Below are 21406 nucleotides of genomic sequence, written 5' to 3'. Positions count from 1 at the left end.
TCTTTCTTATTTAGTTGCGGTCAATATTGACCTTGCCATCCTCGACCTGCACGCGGCCTTCGACGAACCAGCGGATAGCGCGCGGGTACATGACCCATTCCTGTTCCAGCACGCGCGCCGCCAGCACATCGGCGGTATCGCCCGGCAGGACTGGCACGGAAACCTGGTCCACCAGCGGACCATGATCCAGCTCGGCGGTCACGAAGTGCACAGTGGCGCCATGCGTGGTTTCGCCGGATGCCAATGCCTGCTCGTGCGTATGCAGTCCAGGGAACAACGGCAGCAGCGATGGATGGATATTCAGCATGCGGTTTTCGTAGTGGCTGACAAAGCCCGGCGTGAGGATGCGCATGAAACCGGCCAGCACGACGAGGTCGGGGCTGAAGCCGTCAATGACTTCCTGCAGCGCAGCATCGAATGCTTCGCGGCTAGGGTAATCCTTGTTGCTGACTACTGCGGTCGGGATGCCGTGCGAGGCCGCGAATTCGAGGCCTTTGGCGTCCGCCTTATTGCTGACGACGGCGGCAATGCGCGCTGGCCATTGTTCGGCTTGAGCTGCACGGACCACCGCTTCCATATTGCTTCCGCGTCCGGAAATGAGGATGACGATGTTTTTCATGGCCGCCATTGTACCTGCTCAGGCGAGCCAAAGCGACATTATGCTGCGATGCAGCAGACCTGACAAGGGAAATTTAAGGCTTATTCGAAGGAGTAGAAGACGCGGAACGGTACTTTCTTTTCGGCCCAGAAATCGGCCGCATCACGGAATACATCCAGCAGGCACTCGCGCGCTTCACGGTCGAACTTTTGCGTGTTTGGCAACTGCTCCAGGACCGCCAGGAAGCCGGACTGCTCGCCAGCCTTGGCCATGGTTTCAGTCAGGGTCTCGCGCAGTGCGTCGAAATTTTTGGCGTGTGGCTTTGGGATATGGAAAGACTCGGCAATAATGCCCAGGACTTGTTGCTTGGTCAGGCCGGCATGGCAATGCGCATACAAGAAGTGCTGTCCCAGGCGCGCTGCCTCGTCCTGCAACTCTGCCACGCGGAAGGCGCGAATAGACTGGACTAAATTAGGCGGCACAGTTATCAACAAACTCATCTTTCCCTCAGTTCGACCTATCAGAAGTACAAGCCGCTGGCGGGTCAATGCGCCGGGGCCGGAGCTTTCGTTTCTCCCTGTCAATCTGATTCCACGCCATTAGGGTAACGTGTTGTCCTCTATGAATCAACCCGAAAGTGAGTCCTAACGCAAGTTTTGTTAAAAACTTACCATATTAACCCAAAAGCATGGGGTTACATTTTGTTGCCTTACTTCCCCCAAGGATACAAGCAGCGGCGTTAATATTTAGGCGTGCAATTCCAAAATTAAACCAGCGAACTGCCCAAGAACCATAAACGAGGTAAATAAAATGAACGCCAAAACTAAACTGTTTTTCGCAGCCTTGAGCCTCGGCGCCCTGCCCCTGGCACAGGCACAAGCAACGGATTTTGAAGACTACGGCCGAGTGACCCGTGTCACCCCGGTGACCGAGCAGATCAACCGCCCGCGCCAGGAATGCCGCACCGAGTACGTCCAGGTGCAGCAGCCGCAGGAACGCGGTGTTGGCGGCTCCATCCTGGGCGGCCTGCTGGGCGCTGCGGTGGGTAGCCAGGTTGGCTCCGGCCACGGCAAGACCGCCGCTACCGCTGCCGGTGCGATTGCCGGCGCCGTGATCGGCGACCGTACCCAGAACTCGAACGCGCAGCCAGCCGGCGTGCAGGAGCAGGCTGTGAAGCAGTGCCGCATGGTGGATGCCTTCGAGACCCGTACCACCGGCTACAACGTGGAATATGATTACCGCGGCCGTAATTACACCAGCTTCATGAGCTACGACCCGGGCCAGCGTATCCGCCTGCGCGTGAATGTCGAGCCAATGAATAACTAAGATCCGGGCCATCTCTCCCCTTTCCCGGACTGCCGGCCAGCGATGGCCGGCATTTTTATTTTGTGCGCTTGCTTGCAAGCAAGATAACGCGTGATAATGCCGCCATGCTGATTAAACGTAAATCCATCGAAAAAGAAGAGTCTTCGCGTCCGGCGACGCGAAAACCCAAGTTCGCCCCTATCACCCTGTCTGAGCTGGATGGCGTGCGCTACCTGCATTTCGGCACCGAGTGGGTGCAAGGCGCGATGCGCATCCGTAAGCCCGACTGGCCGGAGCTGGAATACGCGCAGCAGATGAATGCCTGGATGCTGTGGAACGATGCACCGGCCCATATCGCCCAACTAGGCCTGGGCACTGGCGCACTGACCAAGTTCTGCTACAAGTATTTCCCGGACGCGAAAGTGACCACGGTGGAATTGAATCCGTCCGTAATCAGCATCTGCTATTCGATGTTCAAGCTGCCTGACAACGACGGCCGCCTGAACGTGGTGGAAATGGATGCGATGGATTACGTCACCAATCCGGACAATCAAGGCACGCTGGATGCGCTGCAGGTCGACCTGTACGACGCCACCGCACGCGGCCCGGTGCTGGACACGCCCGAGTTCTACCAGGCATGCGCCGCCTGCCTGAATGACGATGGCATCATGACCGTCAACCTGTTCGGAGACCACCCGAGCTACGCCAAGAACCTGAAGGCGATGAAGTTCGCCTTCGCGCAAGTGGTGTCGCTGCCGGAGGTGCATGACGGGAACGTGGTGGCGATCGCCTTCAAGACCCGCCGCACGATCGACGTCGCCGCGCTGGCCGAACGCGCCGCGCAAATCGTCGCCGACACCAAATTGCCCGCCAAGTCCTGGCTCAAAGGACTGAAAGCCGCACTCGCATAAGGTTAGAAATGGCAAAAGCACTCGATCTGCAAATTATCTTCACCTGGCTGCTGGCTGATGGAATGGTCGAGAAAGCCGAAGTCAAAGGGCATTATTCCCAGGCGCAGGGCATCATCCGCAATACGCCGGGCGCCATGCATCCGCTGAGCGCTGTAGCGCACTGCAAGCTGGTGTCAAGCAAGACAGGCAAGCTGCTGACGCTCGACCTGCTGACCGAATGGCTGGCGCAGCGCGCCAAGCTGTCCTTCTACCGCATCGATCCGCTGAAGATCGACTTCACCAAAGTGGCGGACGTGATGTCGGCCAGTTACGCGGCGCGCTTCAATATCCTGCCGGTGGAAATCACGCCCGATACGCTGACCGTGGCCACCGCCGATCCATTCGCGCTGGAGTGGGAAGCGGAAATCGCCAAGGTTTCGCGCCGCATCATCAAGCGCGTGATTTCCAACCCGCTCGATATTTCGCAGTACACCTCGCAGTTCTTCTCGCTGGCCAAGTCGATCAAACACGCCAACAAGAACACCGGCCAGGACCTGGCGCTGCGCAATAACTTCGAGCAGCTGGTTGAACTGGGCAAATCGAACAAGACGGTCGACGCCAATGACCAGCACGTCGTCAATATCGTCGACTGGCTGTGGCAGTACGCGTTCGAACAACGCGCCTCCGATATCCACCTCGAGCCAAAACGCGACCTCGGCACGATCCGTTTCCGTATCGACGGCGTACTGCACCAGGTCTACCAGGTGCCGGCCGTGGTCATGATCGCAATGACCGCGCGTATCAAGCTGCTCGGCCGCATGGACGTGATCGAGAAACGCCGCCCGCAGGACGGCCGCATCAAGACCCGCACCGCCGGCGGCCAGGAGATCGAGCTGCGTTTGTCGACCCTGCCGACTGCCTTCGGCGAAAAGCTGGTGATGCGTATCTTCGACCCGGACGTGGTGGTGAAGACCTTGCCGGAACTGGGCTTCCCGCCGGAAGATGCGCAGCGCTGGGATTCGCTGACCAACCGCCCGCACGGCATCATCCTGGTCACCGGGCCTACCGGTTCTGGCAAGACCACCACGCTGTACACGACGCTGAAAGCGCTGGCTACGCCGGAGGTCAACGTCTGCACCGTGGAAGACCCGATCGAGATGGTGGAAGCTTCCTTCAACCAGATGCAGGTGCAGCCCGGCATCGACCTGACTTTCGCCGACGGCGTGCGCGCCCTGATGCGACAGGACCCGGACATCATCATGGTCGGCGAGATCCGAGACCTTGAAACGGCGGAAATGGCTATCCAGGCCGCGCTGACCGGCCACCTGGTGCTGTCCACCCTGCACACCAACGACGCGCCGTCGGCCGTGATGCGCTTGCTGGAACTGGGCGTGCCCTATTACATGCTGGAAGCGACGCTGATCGGCATCATGGCGCAGCGCCTGGTGCGCACCCTGTGCGCGGAGTGCAAAGTAGCCGGCGGCGAGATCAACGACGATGTCTGGAATGGCTTGAGCGGCGGCTGGAATATTGACAAGCCAGAGCAAATCTACCGCCCGGTAGGCTGCCCTGAATGCCGCCAGACCGGCTTCCGCGGCCGCACCGGCATTTACGAGCTGCTGACCACGAGCGAGTCCTTCAACGCGCTGATGCAGGAAGAAGCCGACATCACCGCCCTGCGCAAGCAAGCCGTGGCCGAAGGCATGAAGCCGCTGCGCATTGCTGGCGCCCTCAAGGTGCGCGATGGCGTCACTACAGCGGAAGAAGTGCTCAAAGTGACCGCGATGGGATGACATGAAAAAAAGCCACTTGGCAAACGGCGGGAAGCACGTATATAATACGGCCTCTTTCGGGTCGTTAGCTCAGTTGGTAGAGCAGCGGACTTTTAATCCGTTGGTCGCAGGTTCGAGCCCCGCACGGCCTACCAGAATGAACAGGAAAGCCTCGTCTTCGGACGAGGCTTTTTTGTTTCTGCTCGCCAGGAGCATGTGATGGGACTTCTCCGCTCAATCAGCATCAAGACCAAACTGGTCGTCGGCTTCGCAGTCCTGTTTGCGCTGGTCATTGCAAACGGCGCCTTCGGCATCTGGGGCATGTCCAACCTGAGCTCACGGTTGGACGTCATGTACAACCAGAACACCTCCCCCATCAACGACGTTTCCATCATCAGCAGGAATATGCTGCGCACCCGCATGGAGATCTGGCGCGCGCAGTCGTACCGTAACAAGGACGACCTCTTGATGGAGACCCTGCCCACTTTGCAGGAAGCGCGCGAAGACATCGAAAGCTCGTGGAAGCACTACTACCCTGCCGGTATCAGCTCGGACAATGAACGCAGGCTGGCCGAAAGGATCCGTACCCGCCTGCCCGAGTACCAGCGCATGGTCGACCATATGGTGGTCCTGCTGAACCATGGCGAATACAACGCTGTCGAAGACTTCGAGATCAAGCAGTTCGGTCCCTTTTTCGAAGACTTATTGAAGGATATCGACGCCAATATCGCAGACAACGCTTCACAGGCCCGTTACAGCGAAGCCGAGGGGCGGCGCATCGCCAGCCGGCTCAATATCGGCTCGGTCAGCGCCATGCTGTTCGGCGGCGTGCTGACGGTGTTCGTCGCCATCCTGCTAATCGACCTGAACCTGAAGCTGGAAACCCTGGCTGTAACCGACGCCCTGACTGGTCTGCATAACCGCCGCCAGTTCGACGCTATATTCAAATCGGAATTCCGGCGCGCGCGCCGCAGCCGTGGCATGTTCGTGCTGTGCATACTGGACATCGACAACTTCAAGCGCTACAACGATACTTACGGCCATCCGGCTGGCGACCAGGTGCTGCAGCAAGTGGCGCAGGTGCTGCGCAATTCCCTGCAGCGCGTTTCCGATTTCGTCTTCCGCCTGGGTGGCGAGGAATTTGGCTTGATCTTCGAAGCAGCGGACAGCGATGCGGCGATGCGGGTGATCGAGGCCGTGCGCGCCAAAATCGAGCAACTGGGCATCGCCCATGCCGGCAATCCACCCGGCGTTGTTACCGCTTCGTTCGGCATTGCCTGCATCGCCACCGGTACCAGGCCGGACCTGCAACAGGTGTACGCGCTGGCCGACCAGGCCTTGTACGCCGCCAAGGAAGCAGGCCGCAACCGCGCCGTATGCAACACGGATGCCCATCCCACAAACCGCGAACTGTAGCTGTCCGCCGACTGATACAGCATGAGGCCATTACCCAGGCCTTGTATCTTGTCCGATCTGCGCCGCATTCCTAGACTGGTGCCATTCCTCCACTGCGAATTGCACACCATGACCGAACTCCTGCCCCTGGCCACCTATTGCCTCGTCATGTCGGCCACGCCCGGACCGAATAATTTCATGCTCGCCATCACCGGTGCGAATTTCGGCGGCCGCGGCGCCGTACCTGTCATTCTCGGCATCCAGGCCGGCCTGTTCGTGCAAACCATGCTGATGTGCGTGGGACTGGGAAGCGTCTTCGTGACATATCCCTTGGCGCAACAGGTGCTGCGCATCGCAGGTGCGCTGTATCTCATCTACCTGGCCTGGAAGCTCAGCGGAGCCTCAGTGGATGGCACGCAAGCCCCAAAGGCGGTGTCGTTTTTCCAGGCGACGGTCTTCCAGGCGCTGAATCCCAAAAGCTGGCTGAAGGCGATCACCGTGGCCTCGGTCTTCATGCCCGCGGGACAGGACACGGTCGCCAATGCGCTGCAAGCCTCGGTGATCGGTGCGCTGGTGGGGGCGCCATGCAACGCCACCTGGGCCCTGTTCGGCATATCGATCCGCCGCTGGCTGAAAGACCCGCACATGCAGCGCGCATTCAACCTGGCCATGGGCGGCATCCTGTTCATCCTGGCCACCATGTTTTTGCGCTAGACTCCCGGAATGTTCTCCATCGACCGTTCATCTCCCGTTGCCCTGTCCAAGCAGATTGAGGACCAGCTGCGGCAGCTGGTCGAGAGCCGCGCGCTGTCCGCCGGCGCCAAGCTCATGTCGATACGCCAGCTGGCCACGCAACTTGCGGTCAGCACCAATACCGTCGTCCTGGCCTATGACAGGCTGGTCGCGGCAGGCATTATCGATTCGCATGGCACGGCGGGATTTTATGTGCGCGCAAGGAGCGACGACGGCCACAACTCGCCTGACGAAGCCGCACTGGAAGCGGGCGACGAACAGGAACCCGTCTGGCTGGTGCAGCAGTCGCATGACCAGCGAGCCGGCGTTTTGCTGGCCAGTAGCGGCGCGTTGCCGCCCACCTGGCTGCAGGACGCCGTTCCAGCGATCGCGGTACAAAGGGCCATTTCCAATAGCACCGCCGGCATGGCTTCGCGCTGCCCGCCACAGGGACTGCCTGAATTGCGTGAGCACATTGCGCTGCTCTTGCAAGGCATCGGCGCCCCCATCGATGCTGGGCAGATCCTCACCACTTTTGGCGGCACCCATGCGATCGACCTGATTTGCCGCAGTTTCCTGCAACCGGGAGATACGGTGCTGGTGGAAGACCCTGGATTTTTCCTGATGTTCGGCAGGTTGCGCCAGGAGGGCATACGCCTGGTGCCGATCAAGCGGCGCGCCGACGGCCTGGACCTGGACGCATTGGAGGCCGCCTGCCGCGAGCACCGTCCCCGTATGCTGTTCGTGCAAACGGCCTTGCACAACCCGACCGGCTGGAGCAGCAGCGCTGCCAACTTGCACAAGGTCCTGATCCTGGCGCAGCAATACGGCTTCCTGATCGCCGAGGACGACGTGCACGGCCACTTCCAGCAAGCCCAAAGCACCCGCCTGGCGTCGCTTTCCGGCCTCGATGGCGTCATTTACTATTCCAGCTTCTGCAAGGCGCTTAGCCCTGCACTGCGCATGGGCTATGTGGCCGCCGCCCCTGCCCTGCTCAAAGTACTGATGCGGACCAAGATCCATTCGGTCATGACGACACCGGCGCTGAATGAATATGTGCTGCTCGAAGTGCTCAGGGCCGGCAACCTGCGCAAACACCTGGATCGGCTTCAACGCAAGATCATGGCGGCACGCACCGCCAGTGCGCGCCAGTTAAGCGCGGCAGGCGTGCAGTTCGAACAGCCCGGCGACGCAGGCATTTTCTTGTGGGGCACCATGCCGGAAGGCCTGGACGTCGACCTGCTGGTGCAGGACGCCTATCGCAACAAGATCCTGCTGATGCGCGGCGCCGCATTCTCGGCCAATGACGTCCCGGACCGGCACATACGCTTCAACGTGGCATTCAGCCAGCATCCGCGCCTTAGCACTTACCTGCAAGAGCGCCTGGAGGCCGTGCGCCGTTCATCCCGGATTTTTACCGCTCGTCACGTATAACGCGCGTTCGTATCGGCGCGCTGGCGGGCCGGGGCCTGCCTGTTTAGCCTTCATGCTGTCTCCCACTCTTTTGGAAACAGCCATGCTCACGCTTCGCCACCTGAACAAGACCTACGCCAACGGCGTCCATGCCACCAACGACATCAGCCTCGATATCCCGACCGGCCTGTTTGGCTTGCTCGGGCCGAACGGCGCCGGCAAATCCACCCTCATGCGCACCATCGCCACACTGCAGGAACCTGACAGCGGCAGCATCCACCTGGACGGCGTGGACGTCCTGGCCGATCCACAGGCGCTGCGCAGCAAGCTTGGCTACCTGCCGCAGGACTTTGGCGTCTACCCGAAAGTCAGCGCGCTGGAATTACTGGACCATTTCGCCATCCTCAAGGGCCTGACCCAGCGCGGCGAGCGCAAGGACGCGGTGGAAGCACTGCTGCACCAGACCAACCTGTGGGACGCACGCAAGCGGGCCGTCGCCAGCTACTCGGGCGGCATGCGCCAGCGCTTCGGTATTGCGCAAGCCCTGCTCGGCGCACCGCGCCTGGTGATCGTCGACGAACCGACCGCCGGCCTGGACCCGGATGAACGCAACCGCTTCCTCAACCTGCTGGCGCGCATCAGCGAGCAGGTGATCGTGATCCTGTCCACACATATCGTGGAAGACGTGACCGACCTGTGCACGCGCATGGCGGTGATCGGCAAGGGCCGGGTGCTGGTGGAAGGCGAGCCGAAAGCCGCGATCGCGACGCTGCGCGGCCGCATTTGGCGCGGCGCGGTGAGCGATGCGCAGCTGCCGGAGCTGCAGCAGCGCTTCACCGTGCTGTCTTCGCGCCTGGTCGGCGGCAAGCCGCAGGTCAATATCTACGCCGACCGCCAGCCGGATACCGGCTTCACCCAAGTCGAACCGGGCCTGGAAGACGTCTACTTCCTGCAACTGCGCGAAGCCGCCTGAGGAACGCATTATGTGGAAAACATTCTTCTCCTTCGACCTGCGCTACCACTTGCGCCAGCCCCTGCTGTGGCTCAGCACCCTGCCGCTGATGCTGCTGGCCTTCATTTCCGCCAGCAGCGAAACAGCGCGCATCGGCGGCAGCATCGGCAATGCGCACCTGAATGCGCCCGTGGTAATCGTCAACCAGATGGGCGTGTTGAGCATCATGGCCCTCTTCCTGGTGACCTTCTTCGTCGCAGGGGCGCTGCTGCGCGATAGCGAGGCCGGCATGGCCGACCTGCTGTTCGCGACGCCGATGCGCAAGATCGACTACCTCCTGGGCCGCTTCATGGCGGGCTTTTCGGCCTGCCTGCTGGTGTTCGCGCTGATCACCGTGGCCATGATGATCGGCTCGCGCATGCCCGGCATCGATCCCGCACGCCTTGGACCATTTTCGCTCCAGACTTATGCCTGGGGCTTCTTCGTCTATGCTGTACCTAACCTGCTGTTCGTATCGGCCCTGCTGATGCTGCTGGCCGCCACCACGCGGTCGATGATGATGGTGTACGTGGGCGTGCTGGGTTTCATTTCGCTGTGGGGCATCGCCGGCTTCCTTGGCGGCCGCGCCGACAGCGAAGCGCTGGCCGTACTGCTTGACCCATTCGGCGTACGCGTACTGGCCCAGGCCACGCGCTATTTCACCAGCGCCGACACCAATGCCCACCTGCCGTCACTGCAAGGCGCGCTGCTGGCCAACCGCCTGCTGTGGAGCGTCCTCGCGCTGGCCATGTTCGGCCTGACCGTCCTGCTGTTCAAGCCACTGCGCGCCGGCACCGGGCGCGGCTGGCGCAAGCAGCGCGCCACCGCAGCCGCCCAACCACAAGGCATGCCGCGTCCTGTCGCCGTCGCCGCCCGTCCGCTGCCGCGCACCGAACCTCGTTTCAGCGGCAAAACCGGCTGGCTTCAAGCCGCCAGCCTACTGCGCGCCGACGCGCGTTCCATCCTGCGCAGCCTGCCCTTCCTGGTCATGCAGCTCCTGGCCATGGCCAACTTCTTCGCCAACTATACGATCGGCGGAATGCGCTTCGACAGCACGCCCTACCCGCTGACTCGCCTGATGCTCGAAGAGCTGGCGGGCGGCATGAACGATATGCTGGTGATCGTGCTGCTGTTCTTCGCCGGTGAGCTGGTGCACCGGGACCGCCAGGCCCGCATCGACGGCCTGACCGGCGCGCTGCCGGTGCCGCGCTGGGCGCCGCTGCTGGCCAAGGGCGGCGCACTGGCGGCCGTGGTGCTGGCCTTCCTGTTCACGGGTGTGCTGGCCGCGATCGGCATCCAGCTGGCGGTGGGAGGTGCGCCGGTCGACCTGGCGCTCTACGCCCAGGGTACGCTGATTGCCTCGGCCTATTTCCTGCTGCTGGCTATCGCCCTGCTGGCCCTGCAACTCCTGGTGGGCAATAAATTCATCGGCTACGCGCTGGGCATCGCCCTGCTCGCATCCGGCCCGCTGCTGCGCGGCATGGGCATCGAACATCCACTGGCGATTTTCGCTGCTTTGCCGACCCTGCGTTACTCCGACGTGAACGGCTACGGCCATTACCTGGGCGGCTGGTCCTGGTTCGTGCTTTACTGGGCCTTGCTGGCAGTTGGCTTGCTGTGCGCCGCTAGCCGGGCGCGCGGTGTTGCAACCGCGCTGTGCCTGGCCGCAGCCGCAGGCACGGGCGGCTGGATCTACTACAACACCGAGGTCCTCAACCCTTACCGTTCCAGCCAGGCATGGCTGGACTACCGCGCCGGCTATGAGAAGGCCTATCGCCAGGACATGAACCTGCCTATGCCAAGCCTGACCGGCATCCGCGCCGACGTCGACATCTTCCCGGACACCCAGTCGCTGCGCATCCGCGGTCACTATGTCTTGCAAAACAAGACTCAGGCCGCGATGAAAGTGCTGCGCATCCAGACCGACCTGCGCGGCGAAACGCGCTTCCCTCGCCTGCAGGCCGGCCGCATGCTGCGCGACGATAAAACCTACGGCGTGATGGATTGGCAGCTGGACCAGCCACTGGCCCCAGGCGCCAGCATGGACTTCGACTTCGTCGTCGACGTAGCGCGCAAGGGCTTCACCGCCGACGGCAAACCGATTGCCGTCAACAAGAACGGCACTTCCTTCGCCTTCGAAGACTTCTTCCCAAAATTCGGCTACAACCAGTCGATGGAGCTGGAGGACGACAAGACCCGCAAGGCGCGCGGCCTGGACGTAGCACACCGCATGCCCAAGCTGGAGGAACGCGAAGCGCAGTCGAAGAACTACTGGAAGCTGTTCGGCATCGACGCCGACATGATCGACTTCGAGACCACGGTATCGACCAGTGCCGACCAGGTAGCCCTGGCTCCCGGCGCGCTGGTGAAGAGCTGGGAACGTAACGGCCGCCGCTATTTCCACTACAAGATGGAGCACCAGGTGCTGCCATTCTTCGGCTACCTGTCCGCGCGCTGGGAGGTCAAACGCGATCAATGGCGCGGCGTGCCGATCACGGTCTATTACGACAGCAAGCACGCCTACAACGTCGGCCGCATGATCGAGGGCGCCAAGGGCGCGCTGGAATACTACACCGCCAATTTCGGCCCGTATCCTTATGCCGAAGTGCGCATCGCCGAAACGCCGCTGTACCAGAGCTATGCGCGCGCCTTCCCGACGCTCACCCCGTTCTCTGAATCTCTGGGCTTCATCAGCGACCTGCGCGACCCGGCGGCCGCCGACCACGTGTTCTACGTCACCGCCCACGAACTGGCGCACCAGTGGTGGGGCGACCAGGCCATCGCCGCCAATATGCAGGGCGGCGGCCTGGTGACGGAATCGCTGGCGGAATATTCGGCCCTGATGGCGCTGGAAAAGTACCGTGGCGCCGACCATGTACGCAGCGTCCTGCGCTTCGACCTGGATGAGTACCTGCGCGGCCGCACTGCCGAAGGCGCGGAGGAACAGCCGCTGGTACGCAACGAAAGCCAGATCTATTTGCAATATCGCAAAGCGAGCCTGGCCTTCTACCGCCTGCGCACCGTCATCGGCGAGGAAGCCCTGAACCGCGCCATCAAGCGCTTCCTCGAAGCCACCCGCTACCGCAGTACGCCTTACACCAGCAGCAAGGAACTGCTCGACTTCATCCGCGCGGAAACGCCGGCCGCAAGCCAGTCGCTGGTGACGGACCTGTTCGAACGCATTGTGTTCTATGACAACCGTGTGGTGTCGGCCAGCACCAGCAAGCGAGCCGATGGCCGCTGGGACCTTGAAGTGACCCTGCGCCTGGCGAAGACCGAGGCGGACGGCCATGGCAAGGAAACCGCGCGTGCTTACGATGAACCGGTTGAACTGGCCGTGTTTGCGGGCAGCCGCCAGCTGCAGGCCACACAGCGTGTGCTGCCTTCTGGCGAGTCGCGCGTGGTGCTGACGGTGGCGGAACGGCCAACCGAAGTCGCGCTGGATCCGCGCCAGCTGCTGATCGACCGCGTACCGGGCGATAACCGCAAAGCCGTCGAAGGCCGGAATTAAAGCTTCTTGAGCTGCTTGAACTCGACGGCGCGGCGACGCGACATGTCGACGTTCAAGCCGCCTTCCAGCTGCAGTATCAAGCCGCCTGCCGGCGACGGCCCTACCTCGGTCACGAAGCGCAGGTTGACGATGTGGCGGCGGTTGACCCGCATGAAATGCTGCGGATCGAGCCGCTCTTCCAGCTGGCTCAGTGAGCGCAGCAGCAAGGGCCGGTTATTGTCGAAGTAGACGCGCGTGTAATTGCCCTCCGACTCGAACAGCACGATCTGCTCCATATCCACAAACCAGCAACGCTCGCCGTCCTGCATGAAGACCTTGCCGTCGTTCGCCTTTGCCGGCTTCGGCTCCGCACCGATGCTGCGCTTTTGCAGCGCCTGCGCCAAACGCGGCGCCTCGATTGGCTTCAGCAGGTAGTCGATGGCGTTGGCGTCGAACGCCTTCAGCGCAAACTTGTCCCAGGCAGTAGTGAAGATGACGGCCGGCGGATTCTCCAGCGCGGCCAGCAAATCAAAGCCGGTACCGTCGGGCATCTGGATATCGAGGAAAACCAGGTCCGGCGCCATGGCGCGGATGGCATGCACACCATCGGCCACACAGGCCGCTTCGGCAACCACGTCAACCTCAGGATGGTCGTCAAGCAGGCGGCGCAACTCATTGCGCGCCGGGCGCTCGTCGTCGATGATGACTACTCTCAAGCTGTCCCCTTTGGCAGGCTTACCGTAGCACGCACCCAACCGTCTTCTTCGACGAGGACGCAGCTTGCGCGCGGGCCGCATTGCAGCGCCAGGCGCCGCACCGCGTTGGCTAAGCCCATGCGCGTTGAACTGCTGGTGGCCGCGAGGCGGCCCTGGTTGCGCACGTCCACCTTGACCATGCCGTCGGCGTCGAGATGGGCGCTGATCCTGATCTGGCACGGCGCCACCATGCGTTCCACGCCGTGCTTGACCGCGTTCTCCACCAAAGTTTGCACCACCATCGGCGGCAGCGGCGTTGCAACCAGGTCCGGGTCGACATCGAAGGTGACCACCAGGCGTTCTTCAAAGCGCAGCTTCTCGATGCCAAGGTAGGCGCTGACCGCTGCCAATTCCTCGGCCAAAGTAATAGTGCCGGCGTCCCCTGCTTGCAGTCGCTGGCGCATCATTCCCGCCAGCTGTCCAAGAGCGTGGGACGCTGCCTGCACATCCTCGTGCACCAGCGAGCGAATGCTGTTCAGGCTATTGAAGAAGAAATGCGGATTGACCTGGAATTGCAGCGCGCGCAACTCGGCATCCTTGGCGCTCACCTCCAGCTCCAGGCGCTCCAGCTCCGCCTGGCGGGCGCGCCGCCGCGCCAGGGCTGCCGCATAACAAAGGGTCCATGCAGCGAAGGCTGCGAACCAGAGCACGACCAGCAGGGCGTAATCCACCAGCCTGGTGCCGGGATCCCGCAGGAGAGCGCCGCCGCGGAACAACTGGTCAGCCAGCAGCAGGAAGCCCGTTTGCAAGGCGGCCAGCAGCAAGAGGCCCGCCAGTAGCTTCCCCAAAGGCGCCGTTGTACCGGCCAGCCATGCGCGCCGCTTCAAGTGCAGCCGCCAAAGGTGCGACAGGCCGAAGCCAGTCGCCATGCAAAACGTCTTGGCAAGCGCAAACTGCGTTGCCTGTTCCAGGTCGCTCTGCGATGAGGACAGCAAGCCGATGGCCGTCATACCGCCCCATCCCGCCAGTTGGCAAAGCCAGTAATCCCGCTGCGTCGATTGATCCTGCATTGGTGCGCCAATAGAAAGTCAAACCTGCCGCATGTTAGCAGCAGGCTTGCAAACTTGCTATCCCCCCATCAGCGCGTGCCGTCTCAATGGCGGAAGCGTTTGGGCTGGCGGCGGCGGTTGGCGGCGTTCTGGTCTTGCAGGATGGAGTCGACCCGTTCGGAGGCGGAACGCGACAGGTCCAGCGCCTGCGCCACATCGGGGAAATACTCCGGCAGGCGGTAGCCGATCCAGGCGTAGGCGGAATACAGGCGGCAGGCGTCTTCCGCTTCCTGGAGGTTCATCCATTTCAGCGGGTTCTGCTCCGGATGCAGGTGGGTTACGCGCTGGCGCGACAGGGAAACGCACCAATGTTCCCAGGCCTTTTGAAGCGTCACCACCTTGGCCGAAATCGGCACCAGCGAAAGTGCGAACTTGTCCGCCACCGACAGCGGCAAAGTGTCCAGCCACTCGGCGCGCTCGAACTGTTCCTCGGTGATGCGCGGGAAGAAGAAGCCATCCGGCACGTCGATGTTATGCACGAATCGCTTGAGCAGGCGCGCCAGCGAATCCTCGCCGGTAACGGCTGCAATGCGGTGCAGGTGTTCCAGTGTCGGCGCGACAGCGAAGCCGGTGGCTTTAATCTGCGGCAGCTTCTCCTTGAGCAGGGAGCGCATCACGCCATGCGTTTCGTCGTCGTAGCCGGCGACATGGCCTTCCTCATGCACGCCGTAACGCCCTGCCCTGCCGGCGATCTGGCGCGCCAGCGCGGCCGGGATTTCTTCTTCCTCGTAGCCGTTGTATTTGACTGTGGTGGTCATCACCACGCGCTGGATAGGCAGGTTCAGGCCCATGGCGATGGCATCGGTGCCGACCACTACATCCGCCTGGCCGTCGCGGAAACGCTGCGCCTGCGCGCGCCGCACCTCCGGCGACAGGTTGCCGTACACTGTGGCGACGGAGAGACCGGCTTCGGTCACCATATCGCGCCACATCAGCACTTCGCGGCGGGAAAACGCGATCACGGCGTCGCCCTTGCGCAGGCCTTTGAGCTTGCGCACGGCGGACGGTTCCATGCCCAGCGGCGCCTTGCGCTTCAGGATATGCACTTCGAGTTCGCATTCGAGGCGCTCGGCCAGGGCTTCCACCGCGCGGCGTGCTTCAGCGGCGCCCACCAGGTAAACGGTGCGCGCCGGGGCGCCGCAGACGGCGGCAGTCCAGGCTGCGCCCCGGTCGCGATCGGCCAGCATCTGGATTTCATCGATCACGGCCACTTCGACCTGGGTGCGGGTGTCGAGCATTTCCACCGTGCTGGCGACGTGGGTCGCGCCTTCTTCGATGCGGCGCTCCTCGCCTGTGATCAGGCTGACCTTCAAGTCGGGATCGGAGGCTTGCAGGCGCTCATAGTTTTCCAGAGCCAGCAAACGCAGCGGCGCAAGGTAGACGCCGCTGCGCGCCTTGGCCAGGGCCTCCATCGCCTTGTGCGTCTTGCCGGAATTGGTCGGCCCGAGCAGTGCAATGAATTTGCGCGGCAGGCGGCGCGCTACGTCGAAGGTGTCCGGATATTCGGCCAGGTTGATGCTCTGGCGGGTGCGTTCGGCATGCCGCTCTTCGCGGTGGCGCTCCACCGCATGCTCCAGGCGCTGGCGGATGCGGTCGAACACCAGGCCGGCCGGCTCGGAAGTCTGCATGTCTTCCAGCGCATGCAGGAAGTCCATTGGCGCCATGCCGTAGTCGTCGCACTCTTCGCGCAAATCGGCGGCGAAAGCCACCACGTCGGCATGCAGCGCTGCCTGCGCCGTTTCGCTGCCGCGTTCCAGCAGCAAGGCCGCGCGACCGTCGCGTTCCAGCTTGCGCCACTTGGAAGGCTTGGCCAGCACGCCTTGCTGCGGCACCAGGTCGTAAGGAATGTAAAGGCCGTCCAGCTCCACCGAACCGGTGAAGCGCAGGAATACGCGGCCTTCCTGCTTTGCCAGCTCAATGCCGCGGGCCGCAAGGCCCAACTCAGTCACCAGCTGTTCGTCATCGTCAAAATCTGTCATGGCGTGCCGATTATATCGCCTTGACGAGCTGACAAGCGCGGAGCAAACTGGACCAATGGATGCTTCGCGCCGCATGCTCTTGCTGCTGGCACTGTGCCTGTGCATGCCGGCACGGGCGGAAGTGCTGCGCCTCATAGCCGGCATGATCCCGGGCTTTTGCGAGATCAGGGATAAAGGCGTTGGCGGCGTAAGTTGCGCCCTGGTGTCCGAGATGGCATACAGGGTCGGTTACACGAGACCGATCGACCTGATGCCGCAGATGCGCTCCATTGAAACGGCGCGTGCCGGGCCAATGGTGCTGCTGCCGCTGGGACGCAACGTCAGCCGCGAACCCTACTTCCAGTGGCAAATCAAGCTGCTGGAAGACGATGTCCTGATCGTCACGCGCCAGGATTCCCCCCTTGATATCAGCTCCGTCGGCTCCGTGCGCGAGCTGTCGATCGGCGGCCTGCGCGGGGGCATGGCCTTCGATATCGCCGAACGTGAAGGCTTCACCCATCTTGAAGCGGTGGCCGAGGAAAAGCTGAATGCACGCAAGCTGGCCGTGGGCCGTATCGACGCCTGGGTCGGGGTGTGGAACTCAATCAAGCGCGCGCAGGCATCGGAAAACCTGCCTGTATCGGCGCTGCGGCGCGGTGCCGTGCTGCGCCGGGCGGAGATCCATCTCGCCGCCTCGCCCGACGTTCCGCCCGCAGAGCTGGCGCGCTGGAAGGCGGCGCTGGAATCAATGAAGGCCGACGGCACCTACCGCCGCATCCTGGCTGATTACGACTACGACTTGCCGCACTAATTCCAGATACGGTAAATCCAGTAAGTCTCATCATCCTGCAAACGCCGCAGGATCTCTCCGGGACTGAGCCCGGTCATTTCACGCGCCTCGCGGTTCATATGCGACTGGTCGGAATAACCTCCCACCTGCGCCACATCGCCCAGCGACACTTTGCCTTTCAGCGCAGCTTCGCGTGCGGCGAAAAACGATTGCTCCGCGCGGTAGGAACGGCGCAGCCGACGCAGCGGCTGTCCCGCCCATTCGCGTACGCGGCGCTCCGCCATGCGCACGCTGCGGCCTATGCCCGCTGCCGCGGCTTGCGCTTCAAGGCGGCGCACCCAGTCGCCCATCGCCCCGTCGAAAGCCCCGCCCTTGCGAACCGCCTGCCAGCGCGGCTCCAGGAATTCTTCCAGCATCGCCACGCGAGCATCGTCGCTGGCCGCCGCCACCATGCGCTGCGCCAGCTGCCGCCATTCACCATCGAGCAAGCCGTCCAGCGGCAGGAACTGGTCGACAATGGTGCTCATGTCGATGCCCGTCAGCCGGTGCAGCGCATCGGGGAAGAACAGCACTGTCATGAAGTGCGTTGGGCCGGGATTGCCGCTCACCGTTGGCCGCGCCTGGCCTCCCGACAGCAGAGCGCCGCCTTCGGGGCACACCAATTCCGGCGCCCACGGTTCGACCATGACGGATTCGCCGCGCACCTGAAGGAAGAGTGAGGGAAATTCGGTTGCCGGGTAGCGGTTCAGGCGCTGTTCATCGGCCAGCTCGCAGCCAACGGTGCTGCGCACGACAATCGCCCGCACGCAGGAAGCGAGCGAACGGCGCGGAACGATGAATTTACTAATTGGCAACATGCCGGACATTGTAGCCCATGTCGCAAATGTTCAAGACCGCCCCGCACGACCGGCGCATACTGAACTTCATGGACACGACAACTACCCCAGCAGCAAGCGCCTTGCGCACACTCTCCGACCTGCCCGGCCCCAAGGGCCTGCCCTTCATTGGCAACGCGCTGCAACTGCGGCCGCGCAAAGTCCACGCCGACGTAGAAGCGATGGCGCAGCGCTACGGGCCGGTGTTCCGCATGGGCGTGGGCCGCCAGCCCGTGCTGGTGCTCACCGACACGGCGCAGATCAACGCCGTGCTGCGCGATCGCCCCGATGGCTTCCGCCGCCCCAGCATCACGGCGGAAGTGTCGGATGAGCTGGGCGGCGTTCCCGGCGTCTTCCTGGCCGAAGGGGCAGCATGGCGCAACCAGCGCAAGATGGTGATGCAGGCCTTTGCGCCGCACGCGATCAAGGCTTACTTTCCCTTGCTGGCCCGTGTTGGAGCGCGCTTGCAGGCGCGCTGGGCGCAGGCCGCGCAGGAAGGCCGCACCATCGCCCTGAGCGCCGATTTGAAACGCTATACGGTGGACGTGATTGCCGGCCTGGCCTTCGGCGAGGAAGTCAACACCATCGAGCATGGCGACGACGTGGTGCAGCAGCAGCTTGAACTGATCATGGAGGGCACGTCGCGCCGCTCCTTGCTTCCCATCCCCTACTGGCGTTACTTCAAGCTGCCATTCGACCGCCGGCTGGAAGCCGCGGTGCTGGCCATGCGCGAAGCGACCAACGGCTTCATCGCCAAGGCGCGCCGGCGCATGCAGGACGATCCTTCGCGCGCCACCCGGCCGCAGAACATGCTGGAAGCAATGCTGGCGGCAGCCGACCAGGAAGGCAGCGGCATCGACGAGAACGCGGTCATCGGCAATGTGAGCACCATGCTGCTGGCGGGCGAAGACACTACATCCAGCGCCTTGTCATGGCTGGTGTGGCTGCTGGCGCGTCATCCGGACGCGTTGCGCCGGGCGCAGGAAGAAGTGCGCCGCGTGGCGCCCGATCCGGTCGGTTTCACCATCGAGCAGATGGACCAGCTGGAATTTGTCGACGCCTGCGCGCACGAGGCAATGCGCCTAAAGCCGCCGGCGCCCTTCATCCCCTTGCAGGCCAACCGCGATTGCGTGGTGGGCGATGTCCAGGTGCCCAAGGATTGCGTGGTGTGGTGCGTGCTGCGGCACGACAGCGTGGCGGAGGCGAAGCTGCGCAATGCGGCAGGTTTCGATCCACAGCGCTGGCTCGATGGCGGCAATGTTCGCCAGTTGGCCATGCCCTTCGGCTCCGGTCCGCGACTGTGCCCTGGGCGTTACCTGTCGCTGTTGGAGATCAAAGTGGCCATGGCTTGCCTGCTGGGGCGCTTCGACATCGTTTCAGTCGAAGGCAACAGCCAGGAATACCACGGCTTCGTTATGTCGCCTGGCGCTTTGTCGATGCGGCTTTCACCAGCAGCTGGATAGTCAGAGCAAAGACGAAGGCGCAGAGGAAGGATGCCGCCACAGGCTGGGCGCGCAGCAGCAGCGAAATCGCCACGCAAAAAGCAGCGAAAGCGAAGTAGCCAAGGATGGTTCCCCGCAGCAGTTGCACGGCGCTGTCGCGGCCGGACTGCACGTGGGTGAAGCCAACCAGCACGGTCCCCATGACCGGGAACATGGCAAAGAATCCGCTCAGGCGCGGTCCCAGGCCGGCCGCAGCAGCGCTGACCGACATCACCAATATAGCGCCTGCCAGCATCCGCCACGGCAGGTCTCCGCCGCGCCGCACAGCCGCAGCTGGTGCCGGCGTGGCGACAGCCGGCGCGGCCGCGTGCAGCTTAGGGAACAAGCGCGGCGCAAGGAGCAAAGCCGCAACAACGGCCAGCGCCACGACCGCCATTGGCAAGCGCACCGACTGCAGGGCCGCCACCGTCAGCGCCCATGCGCACAGCGCAACAGGCATGGAACCGGCCACGCCCATGCGGCGCGACACCCAGGCATATGTCAGGCTGAAGGCGACCATCGCGAGCACCGCCATCAAGGTCCCTTCGGCCGCAGTGGCGGCAAAGCCCGCACCCTGCTCCAGCGTAATCGCCAGCAGGATTGGCCCCGCCACAATGGGGAAGGCAGAAAGCCAGCCCGCAACGGCAGGCCCCCAGCGCCGGCCGGCCAGCGTGACAGCGTAAATCAAGGACGGAACGAGGAAGAGTTTGAGGGCGAGGATGGAATTCATGGGCCGCGAGTTTAGCGCAAGCTGGTAGTATTCCCGAATACTTAAAATTTAGGAGAAGTAGAAGATGACGCTTGCAAACTGGTGCATCGCAGCCGCCTGCATCCTGCCGATGGCAGTTGCACTGACACCAAAAGTCGCTTCGGTCAAAACCAAGGATCGTTACAACAATGCCGACCCGCGTGATTGGGCCGGCCGCCAGGACGGCTGGGCAAAGCGCGCCATCGCCGCGCACCAGAACGGCTTTGAAGCGCTGCCGCTATTCATTGCGGCCGTGATACTCGCCCAGCAGGCACATGCGAACCAGGACCGCATCGACATCCTTGCAATGACCTTCGTCCTGATCCGCGTAATCTACAGCATCATCTACATCAGCAACCTGGCGACGCTGCGCACCGTGGTGTGGTTTGCTGGCATCGGCGTCAGCCTGGCGATCCTGGCGCACGCTTAATTCGCGCCGTCCAGGCAGGCATTGCAGGCAGCGTCGGTAAAGCGTGCCTGACACCAGCGATTTCCGGGCTCGGTTTTCTTATACCCCTGGTACATCTTGCAGGTGTCGGGCGCCAACGTCGCAATCGTCGGCTGCTGGAATTTAACGCCATCCTTGTCGGTGGTCGTAAGTCGCGTGCCGTTGGAATCGGCCCGCAGGTCCATGGTGGCGCCCTTGGTGATCAGGCTGAGCGCAGCAGCTTGTTCTAATCCGGGGCCAGCCACCATGATGGCGGCCATGCGGTGCTTGGAATCCAGCGTGATCATCGCGTTGCTCTCGGTATCGGTCGTGACATAGCCGCCGCGCTCGATGCCTTCCGAGTCGTAAATGATCAGGCCAGCCGCTTTGTCGCCGCGTTTGCTCACGCGGCCGCCGGCCATTACGGCATCGGGCTGGTCGCCGCTGAGCCGCGCACGCACCGTACCCTTGGCATCGACCACGACCACTTCCTTCGCCTTGACGCTGTCAAACACGGCATCCTTGACCGCCACGCCGGCGACAGCAACCCCGCCCACCAGCGCCAGCACGCTGAACAGCCATGCCGCGTTCTGGCGGCCAATGCGTTTGCGCAGGCTCGCGTTTTCCTGTTCCACCGCTGCCAGCCGTTCTTCGATCGACTTCGTCACCGCCGTCCCCCCTTTCGTTATTGAAGCGAGGAGGATAACAAGAAACGTCGGCGAAAAATCTATCGCAAA

The 21406-nt window shown here is 62.8% G+C and carries 19 protein-coding genes and 1 tRNA gene; 12 read left to right on the top strand and 8 right to left on the bottom strand.

The annotated features are described in order from the left end of the window. Positions 1 to 10 precede the first annotated feature (10 nt). Both purN and AC1RTP_RS12855 read right to left on the bottom strand, forming a co-directional pair. Positions 11 to 619: a phosphoribosylglycinamide formyltransferase gene (gene purN / locus AC1RTP_RS12860; protein WP_498608010.1), complete on the bottom strand. Its 609-nt coding sequence runs from the start codon at positions 617 to 619 to the stop codon at positions 11 to 13. Positions 620 to 699: 80 nt separating this feature from the next. Beyond that, complete coding sequence (locus AC1RTP_RS12855) at positions 700 to 1098, bottom strand: barstar family protein (RefSeq protein ID WP_498608009.1); 399 nt, start codon at positions 1096 to 1098, stop codon at positions 700 to 702. A 310-nt stretch (positions 1099 to 1408) separates the two neighbouring features. Here AC1RTP_RS12855 and AC1RTP_RS12850 point away from each other — a divergent pair, with 310 nt between their 5' ends. The 9 genes from AC1RTP_RS12850 (at position 1409) to AC1RTP_RS12810 (ending at position 12607) form a co-directional block, all read left to right on the top strand. Continuing rightward, the gene (locus AC1RTP_RS12850) at positions 1409 to 1924 is read left to right on the top strand and encodes a glycine zipper 2TM domain-containing protein (RefSeq protein ID WP_498608008.1); all 516 of its coding nucleotides are present in this window, start codon (positions 1409 to 1411) and stop codon (positions 1922 to 1924) included. Between the two features lie 104 nt (positions 1925 to 2028). Next, positions 2029 to 2814, top strand: a complete 786-nt coding sequence (locus AC1RTP_RS12845; protein ID WP_498608007.1) for a spermine/spermidine synthase domain-containing protein — start codon at positions 2029 to 2031, stop codon at positions 2812 to 2814. Positions 2815 to 2822: 8 nt separating this feature from the next. Next, positions 2823 to 4586, top strand: coding sequence for a type IV pilus assembly ATPase TfpB (tfpB, locus tag AC1RTP_RS12840; RefSeq protein ID WP_498608006.1), 1764 nt, complete (start codon positions 2823 to 2825; stop codon positions 4584 to 4586). A 58-nt stretch (positions 4587 to 4644) separates the two neighbouring features. Then, positions 4645 to 4720 (top strand) — tRNA-Lys (locus AC1RTP_RS12835). A gap of 64 nt (positions 4721 to 4784) precedes the next feature. Further along, entirely contained in the window at positions 4785 to 5981 is a 1197-nt protein-coding gene (locus AC1RTP_RS12830) for a GGDEF domain-containing protein (RefSeq protein ID WP_498608005.1), read from the top strand. A 108-nt stretch (positions 5982 to 6089) separates the two neighbouring features. Beyond that, positions 6090 to 6674 (top strand): LysE family translocator, encoded by a 585-nt coding sequence (locus AC1RTP_RS12825; protein ID WP_498608004.1) that lies wholly within the window; start codon positions 6090 to 6092, stop codon positions 6672 to 6674. 9 nt (positions 6675 to 6683) lie between these two features. Further along, positions 6684 to 8126 carry an aminotransferase-like domain-containing protein gene (locus tag AC1RTP_RS12820; RefSeq protein ID WP_498608003.1) on the top strand — a complete coding sequence of 481 codons (1443 nt, stop codon included), beginning with the start codon at positions 6684 to 6686 and terminating at the stop codon, positions 8124 to 8126. Between the two features lie 82 nt (positions 8127 to 8208). After that, a complete protein-coding gene (locus AC1RTP_RS12815) occupies positions 8209 to 9078 on the top strand; it encodes an ABC transporter ATP-binding protein (protein ID WP_498608002.1) in 870 nt (289 codons plus the stop codon). Between the two features lie 10 nt (positions 9079 to 9088). Then, complete coding sequence (locus AC1RTP_RS12810; RefSeq protein ID WP_498608001.1) at positions 9089 to 12607, top strand: ABC transporter permease/M1 family aminopeptidase; 3519 nt, start codon at positions 9089 to 9091, stop codon at positions 12605 to 12607. Here the strand turns inward: AC1RTP_RS12810 and AC1RTP_RS12805 are convergent. The 3 genes from AC1RTP_RS12805 to AC1RTP_RS12795 form a co-directional block, all read right to left on the bottom strand. Continuing rightward, positions 12604 to 13302, bottom strand: a complete 699-nt coding sequence (locus AC1RTP_RS12805) for a LytR/AlgR family response regulator transcription factor (RefSeq protein ID WP_498608000.1) — start codon at positions 13300 to 13302, stop codon at positions 12604 to 12606. The two genes, AC1RTP_RS12810 and AC1RTP_RS12805, sit on opposite strands and share 4 nt — an antisense overlap. Beyond that, positions 13299 to 14351, bottom strand: a complete 1053-nt coding sequence (locus AC1RTP_RS12800) for a sensor histidine kinase (RefSeq protein WP_498607999.1) — start codon at positions 14349 to 14351, stop codon at positions 13299 to 13301. The genes AC1RTP_RS12805 and AC1RTP_RS12800 overlap by 4 nt, the downstream gene beginning before the upstream one ends. An 83-nt stretch (positions 14352 to 14434) precedes the next feature. After that, entirely contained in the window at positions 14435 to 16369 is a 1935-nt protein-coding gene (locus AC1RTP_RS12795; RefSeq protein WP_498607998.1) for a helicase-related protein, read from the bottom strand. A 55-nt stretch (positions 16370 to 16424) separates the two neighbouring features. Between AC1RTP_RS12795 and AC1RTP_RS12790 the strand changes: the two genes are divergently transcribed. Next, positions 16425 to 17159 (top strand): substrate-binding periplasmic protein, encoded by a 735-nt coding sequence (locus AC1RTP_RS12790; protein WP_498607997.1) that lies wholly within the window; start codon positions 16425 to 16427, stop codon positions 17157 to 17159. Here AC1RTP_RS12790 and AC1RTP_RS12785 read toward each other — a convergent pair. Further along, entirely contained in the window at positions 17156 to 17995 is an 840-nt protein-coding gene (locus AC1RTP_RS12785; RefSeq protein ID WP_498607996.1) for an AraC family transcriptional regulator, read from the bottom strand. The two genes, AC1RTP_RS12790 and AC1RTP_RS12785, sit on opposite strands and share 4 nt — an antisense overlap. A 26-nt stretch (positions 17996 to 18021) precedes the next feature. Between AC1RTP_RS12785 and AC1RTP_RS12780 the strand changes: the two genes are divergently transcribed. Continuing rightward, the gene (locus AC1RTP_RS12780; RefSeq protein ID WP_498607995.1) at positions 18022 to 19476 is read left to right on the top strand and encodes a cytochrome P450; all 1455 of its coding nucleotides are present in this window, start codon (positions 18022 to 18024) and stop codon (positions 19474 to 19476) included. On the opposite strand, the gene AC1RTP_RS12775 is transcribed toward AC1RTP_RS12780, so the two are convergent. Next, positions 19427 to 20224 (bottom strand): hypothetical protein, encoded by a 798-nt coding sequence (locus AC1RTP_RS12775; protein WP_498607994.1) that lies wholly within the window; start codon positions 20222 to 20224, stop codon positions 19427 to 19429. The two genes, AC1RTP_RS12780 and AC1RTP_RS12775, sit on opposite strands and share 50 nt — an antisense overlap. 64 nt (positions 20225 to 20288) lie before the next feature. On the opposite strand from AC1RTP_RS12775, the gene AC1RTP_RS12770 reads away from it, so the two are divergent. Then, positions 20289 to 20672 (top strand): MAPEG family protein, encoded by a 384-nt coding sequence (locus AC1RTP_RS12770; protein ID WP_498607993.1) that lies wholly within the window; start codon positions 20289 to 20291, stop codon positions 20670 to 20672. On the opposite strand, the gene AC1RTP_RS12765 is transcribed toward AC1RTP_RS12770, so the two are convergent. Beyond that, positions 20669 to 21337 carry a hypothetical protein gene (locus AC1RTP_RS12765; RefSeq protein WP_498607992.1) on the bottom strand — a complete coding sequence of 223 codons (669 nt, stop codon included), beginning with the start codon at positions 21335 to 21337 and terminating at the stop codon, positions 20669 to 20671. The genes AC1RTP_RS12770 and AC1RTP_RS12765 overlap by 4 nt on opposite strands. Between the last annotated feature and the right edge of the window lie 69 nt (positions 21338 to 21406).

This window comes from Pseudoduganella sp. GW821-FHT11H04, from assembly GCF_058807935.1.
This window is presented reverse-complemented; position numbering and strand designations above follow the sequence as displayed.